Source organism: Mesorhizobium sp. M5C.F.Ca.IN.020.29.1.1 (assembly GCF_003997375.1).
Lineage (GTDB): Bacteria > Pseudomonadota > Alphaproteobacteria > Rhizobiales > Rhizobiaceae > Mesorhizobium > Mesorhizobium wenxiniae.
This window is the reverse complement of record NZ_RZSW01000506.1, coordinates 1-4,617: the sequence shown is the minus strand read 5'-3', so window position 1 is coordinate 4,617 and position 4,617 is coordinate 1. Positions and strand designations below refer to the sequence as shown.

The 4,617-nt window shown below is 62.5% G+C and carries 4 protein-coding genes and 1 pseudogene; 4 read left to right on the top strand and 1 reads right to left on the bottom strand.

What is annotated here, in order from left to right; genetic code table 11:
* The 3 genes from EOA85_RS28330 to EOA85_RS28320 all read left to right on the top strand — a co-directional run.
* Positions 1–1,675, top strand: a 1,675-nt coding sequence (locus EOA85_RS28330) for a hypothetical protein (RefSeq protein ID WP_127211965.1), incomplete at its 5' end; no start/stop codon positions are given.
* A gap of 119 nt (positions 1,676–1,794) precedes the next feature.
* Positions 1,795–2,619: an alpha/beta fold hydrolase gene (locus EOA85_RS28325; protein ID WP_127211964.1), complete on the top strand. Its 825-nt coding sequence runs from the start codon at positions 1,795–1,797 to the stop codon at positions 2,617–2,619.
* A gap of 119 nt (positions 2,620–2,738) precedes the next feature.
* On the top strand, positions 2,739–3,362 hold the full coding sequence (locus EOA85_RS28320; protein WP_127211963.1) for a hypothetical protein: 624 nt from the start codon (positions 2,739–2,741) through the stop codon (positions 3,360–3,362).
* Positions 3,363–3,472: 110 nt separating this feature from the next.
* Here the strand turns inward: EOA85_RS28320 and EOA85_RS28315 are convergent, their stop codons facing one another.
* Positions 3,473–4,387 (bottom strand): metallophosphoesterase, encoded by a 915-nt coding sequence (locus EOA85_RS28315; RefSeq protein ID WP_029349821.1) that lies wholly within the window; start codon positions 4,385–4,387, stop codon positions 3,473–3,475.
* A 53-nt stretch (positions 4,388–4,440) separates the two neighbouring features.
* Here EOA85_RS28315 and EOA85_RS28310 point away from each other — a divergent pair.
* Positions 4,441–4,617 (top strand): annotated as a pseudogene (locus tag EOA85_RS28310) (DNA mismatch repair protein MutT); the annotation flags it as partial.

Below are 4,617 nucleotides of genomic sequence, written 5' to 3'. Positions count from 1 at the left end.
CTATCTGGTCGAGCGCGAGCAGGCAGGCGAAGCCGACAAGCTCAAGGGCTTTTCCATCGCGATGGATGTTTTCGGCAAGGACGGCGATTTCGATCCGTCGACCGACGCCGTGGTCCGGGTGCAGGCGGGCAGGCTGCGCGAGCTTCTGCAGCATTACTTCGCCAATGAGGGCGTTGCCGAGCCGATCCGCATCGCCATTCCGCGTGGCGGCTATGTTCCATCCTATGAACTCAACGCGATCCGCCTGCCGGCCGAGCCGGCGCCGAAGGAACACACCGAGGCGGCTGCCACCTTGTCGGGGTCGCTCGAAGAGCCCCGCATGGCCGCACCTGCCGTATCGTTGATGTCCCCTGTCGTTCGCGAGCCGCCGCCGTCGCTGCTGCGCCATCTCCAGTTCTTCTGGTTGGCGATCGCTCTGGTCATCGCCATGCTGGGCGTGCTGATCCTTCGCCAGGGAAGCGGCGCATTGCTGGCGGGAAGCGATGCCGCTTCGACGATCGAAAACGCGGTGGCAACCGGCAGCATTGCGCCATGGGCTCCGATTGAAAGCCTTCCGCTCGTCTACATTGCGGTGAAAACCAACAGCGCCGAGGCTGCCCGCGTCGCGGCATCGCTGCGCGCCGGCCTCAGCGGCTTCGACACGGTCAACTTCATCGGTCGGGACGCCGACGGCCCGCCCGATCCGGTCACCGATGCAATCAGCTTCGTATTCGACGTCTTGCCGGGACCAACGGCGGGCGATGTCACTCTGGAGCTTCAAAGCGTGGCGACCGGACGGGTCCTGCTGTCACGCAACTTGACTGCCGCCGACAGCACACCCTCCACCGTCGAGGATAGTGTCGCCGGCATTTTGAGTTCGGCCGCTCCCGCCTCTGGCACGATCTACAACTACATCGAACAGAGCGGCCTTCAGACCGGCCTGACGGAATGTCTGCTGCTCAACGACAAGTACTATCTCGACCAGGGCGCCAAAACCCATGAGGCTGCCTATCGCTGTCTCGAAAACCTGATCAACCGGGATGCGAAATCGTCACTCGTCTATTCGGAGCTCGCGACCCTGCATCTCGAGGCGGCCACAGATCACTACGCCTATCCGGCCGGCGCGACGATCGAACAGGCGATGTCGCTTGCCCGTCGCGCCGTGCAGATGGGGCCGACCAGTCCCTATGCCCACCGTGCCTATGGCTATCTCAATTCCCGCCTCGGCAATTCGGAGGAATCGATCCGCTGGATGCACAAGGCCTACGAACTCAACCCTTACGACCTCAGCATGGCGGCAGCTTACGCCTATGGGCTGATTTTTGCCGGCAGGTATAGGGAGGGAACACCTATCCTAGCTCACGCCGCCGAAACTTCCAGCGCCCATCCGACCTGGTGGGACTACGGGCTTTTCGTCGGGCAGTTCATGGCGGGCGATATGAATAAGGCCGCGCTTGCCAGTGATGCGTTGCAAGCGACGCCCACGAAATCGCACTATCTGGCTGCGCGGCTGATCGGCGCGAAGGCAGCCGGCCGCAATCAACTGGCCCACGAACTCGCGGACGAGATGACTGTCAAATTCCCGAAATTCGCTGCAGATCCGCGCGCAACCTTTGTCGAGCGGAGATACCCCGCCGATCTGATCGACCGGCTGGTCGAGGCCTTGCGTGCCGCCGGGCTCGGCAATGCCAGCTAGCGCTTCTAACGCACGGCTGATCGCGGGAACTCACTGGCCATCGGCTTGGACAAGGCGCAGTCGAGCCATAATCTGGAACCTCGCGTACTGTTTGATTTTGCAGTAGAACCATAAAATTCATGATTTCATCCCTTTACGCTGCCGAACGGGGCGCCGGCCCGAAGACGGTTGTCTTCCTGCATGGCTTCGGCGGTTGTCACGGCGACTGGCAGGAGGTGATTTCGACACTGGCACTTGGTTCACGGACGCTGGCCTATGATCTTCCGGGCCATGGGCTATCCCTCGATTTCCCGGGTGGTGGCCCGGCCAAGGCGGCCGCTCGGGCCGTTCTTGCAGACCTCGCCGCACGCAGAATTAGGAGGGTGCATCTCGTCGGCCATTCGATGGGCGGTGCGGCGGCAGTGCTGATGGCATTGGCAGAGCCCGAAAGGATTGCCTCGCTGACGCTCCTGGCGCCGGGCGGTTTTGGGACTGAGATCAACGGGCCGCTGTTGCGCCGTTACGCGGCCGCTGCCGGCAAGAGTGAAATTCGCGCCTGCCTGGCCGCCATGTCCGGACCGCAAAGCCTGCCCTCGGAGCGCATCGTGGATATGCTTGGCGAAATGCGTGCGCGTCTCGGCCAGTTGCAGAAACTGGTCGAGATCGCGGCCTCTATGACCAGGGGTGATCGGCAGGGCGTCATCTCGCGCGAACGGCTCGAAACACTTGATATGCCGGTGATGGTGGTTTGGGGGATAGATGACGCGGTGCTGCCCTTCACACAGGCCGATAGTCTGCCGGCGCATTTCCACCTGCACCACGTGTTGGAGGCCGGCCATATGCTGGTCGAGGAAGCGCCCGGTCTTATCGCCGAGATCGTCCGCCGGAACATGAAACGCCGCAGCAGGCCGCGTCGTCCAAAATCCGCCGCCGCGGCGGATCGATCCCTGCCTGCCAAATACTGATGTGCGGCTTCGGGCTGGCTTTGGTCTGGTAAGCCGCTTAACGGCTTATCGATCTCGCAAGTGCATTTTGCCAACGGCTGTGTTAATTCGGTGTTAACCAAACCCGCGAGGCAACGCCGATGAAGGATGCAGGCGAGAATATCACCCAGATCGATCAGTCGCGAAAACTGTCCGACGCCATACGCGACGTGAAAAACGCCTTCGCCGACCGCGACGACGTCGTAGTCGACATGCGCGAGGCGCATCGCATGCGGCTCGATTTGCTTGCCGCCGAACTCGCGCCCATCTTCGCAGACGTGCCCGCCGACATGGACAATTTCGACTTCGCCGTCTCGTCCGGGCTGCAGCCGCGCCTATGGATCGACGCCGTCAGCCATGTCGCCATGGGGCGCGACCGCCGCACCTATCGCTTCCTCAAGGACACACGCATCGGCCGGATGGTGCTCGCCGAATCAACCGAGATGAAACCGGTTGCCGATCAGGTGACGCGCTACGTCGCGGAGCGCGTCGTCGAACGCCAGCGAATGATGGAAGGCGGGGTCGAGCAGGCTGTCGCCAGCCTGAAACGTGCCTTGGTCCCGGAAGCCGAGCCGCCACTGCGATCCGTGCGGCGCGGCAAGGGTTGGTCGGCGTTTCTCTCCGGTCTTGGCCTGATCGCCGCCGGCGCCCTGGTCGGGCTGGCTGTATCGATCGTGTTGTTCTGGGACCGCCTTGTTGCGATGGGACTGGTTTTTAGACCATGACCCTGAACCGAAGGTCCGCGTAGCCAATAGTGGAATCCGGTTTTCGGAAAAGCTCATGGTCAAACAAGAAGATAGAGTCCCATCCCGATTCCATCGGGATGGAATAGGCTCTAGGCCATAGCGTCCGCGCCAAGCTCGAGAATCTCCAGATCGGAAGGCGGGATGGCCGGGCCGGTCAGGCCACGTCGCGTCAGCCTGATCCGCCAATTGTCCTTATCGCCATCGATCTCCAACAGATTATATTGCGCCGCCGGACGCCTGCCGCCTGGCGCCTGCCCTGCGGCGGCGACGCCGACCACCGGAATTTTGGCGCCGCGCCCTTTGATGGAGAACAGCGTCGGCTCGTGCGAATGGCCGTGCAGCACAAGCTCGGCCCCGTGCCGCTGAACGACCTTGTGGAAGCGGGCAATGCCGAACAGCCGCTTGGGCTGCGAAACGGCGCCGCGCACTGGCGGATGGTGGATCATGATCACCCGGAACAGTCCGAGCTTGGCCGTAGCATCGAGCACTTCGCGCAGCCTTTCCGCCTGGTCTTCCAGAAAGAAGCCGTTGGCCATGAACGGAGCCGTGGCCCGCGCCGTCGTCACACCGATCAGCGCGACGTTGCGACGCACGCGCAGATACGGAAAGGCGTCGCGATCGATCGGCGTATTGATGCCGTCGCCGGTCATCCATGCCGTCCACGACCGGCAGGCCTTGTCGAAGGCGCCAGGCACATAGGCGTCGTGGTTTCCTGGAACAACCGACACATCATCGGGAGAACCCAGCGTCTCCAGCCAGTGCTTGCCCATCTCGATCTCGCCGTCGAGCGCCAGATTGACCAGATCACCGGTGACAGCAAGGTGATCCGGTGCGCTCGCCTTGATATCGGCGACGATCGTGTCGATGACGGCATCGCGCATGTGGCGGCGGCGATTGCGCTGCCAGTTGACGTAACCGACCACCCGCTTGGAGGCGAGATCGCGATAGGTTACACCGGGAAGCGGTCCCAGATGGATATCGGAAATATGCGCGAGCCTGAACATCCCCTCTTCATAAGCGACGCGCGCGCTGCTTTCCACCCACGGTTTCGTGGATGATGACGCAGCCCGATCTGGAACAAGTTTTCCGCCAGGCCGGCTGGCCGGGTCTCAGGGCAAGGCTGTTTCATCTGTATTTCGTGCTGCGGCGGCCGATGACGCTCGGGGTGCGCGGCTTGATCCACGACCGCACGTCCAATTCCGTGTTCCTCATTCGGCACACCTATGTACCGGGC

Coding starts and splice junctions, on each gene's coding strand:
- EOA85_RS28325 (WP_127211964.1), top strand. CDS start 1,795: ATGATTTCATCCCTTTACGCTGCCGAACGGGGCGCCGGCCCGAAGACG.
- EOA85_RS28320 (WP_127211963.1), top strand. CDS start 2,739: ATGAAGGATGCAGGCGAGAATATCACCCAGATCGATCAGTCGCGAAAA.
- EOA85_RS28315 (WP_029349821.1), bottom strand. CDS start 4,387: ATGTTCAGGCTCGCGCATATTTCCGATATCCATCTGGGACCGCTTCCC.